The 956-nt window shown below is 66.0% G+C and carries 1 pseudogene; it reads left to right on the top strand.

From position 1 onward, the window contains the following. Positions 1 to 924: pseudogene (locus FQY64_RS14655) on the top strand (IS3 family transposase); the annotation flags it as partial. Positions 925 to 956 lie beyond the last annotated feature (32 nt).

The following is a 956-nucleotide window of genomic DNA, read 5'->3' as shown; positions in this document are numbered from 1 at the left end:
GGCGGAGAACACCCGGCTGAAGAAGCTGCTGGCCGAGCAGGTGTTCGAGAACGACGTGATCAAGGACGCCCTGCGAAAAAAGTGGTGACCGCACCGGCCAGGCGCGAGCTGGTGCGGCATCTGGTGGACAAGGGGCTGAGCGAGCGGCGATCGCTGGCGGTGGTGCGCATGAGCGCCAGCGCCTACCGCTATGCGCCGCGTTCGGACCGCAATGTCGAACTGCGGGCGCGGATCCTGGCGCTGGCGCAGCGGCACAAACGCTACGGCGTCGGGATGATCCACCTCAAACTCAGGCAGGCGGGGCTGCTCGTGAACTACAAGCGCGTCGAACGGCTGTATCGGGAAGCGAAGCTGCAGGTGCGGCGCCGCAAGCGCAAGAAGGTGTTGCCGGGCGAACGCCAGCCGCTGATCCGGCCGCTGGCGGCCAATCAGGTGTGGTCGATGGACTTCGTGTTCGACCGCACCGCCGAAGGTCGGGCCATCAAGTGCCTGACGATCGTCGACGACGCCACCCACGAGGCCGTCGCGATCGAGGTCGAGCGCGCGATCTCCGGGCTAAGCGTGAGGCGCGTGCTCGACCGTCTGGCGCTCGCCCGCGGCCTGCCGCAGGTGATCCGTACCGACAACGGCAAGGAGTTCTGCGGCAAGGCCCTGGTCACCTGGGCGCACGAACGTGGTGTGCAACTTCGTCTGATCCAACCCGGCAAGCCGAACCAGAACGCCTACGTCGAATCCTTCAACGGCCGTCTGCGCGACGAGTGTCTCAACGAGCACTGGTTCACCCACCTGCTGCACGCCCGGACCGTCATCGAAACCTGGCGCCGGGAATACAACGAGGAGCGGCCAAAGAAGGCATTGGGCGGACTGACACCGAGCGCCTACGCGAAGCAACTGGCAGCCACTACCATCCACCCCGGACTCTAAATCGCCCCGCTACTGAAAGCGGGGGGACGTCG

It is taken from the genome of Vulcaniibacterium thermophilum (assembly GCF_007923255.1).
Lineage (GTDB): Bacteria > Pseudomonadota > Gammaproteobacteria > Xanthomonadales > Xanthomonadaceae > Lysobacter_F > Lysobacter_F thermophilum.
Note: the sequence above shows the minus strand (reverse complement) of the source record. Positions and strands in the feature narration are given on the sequence as shown.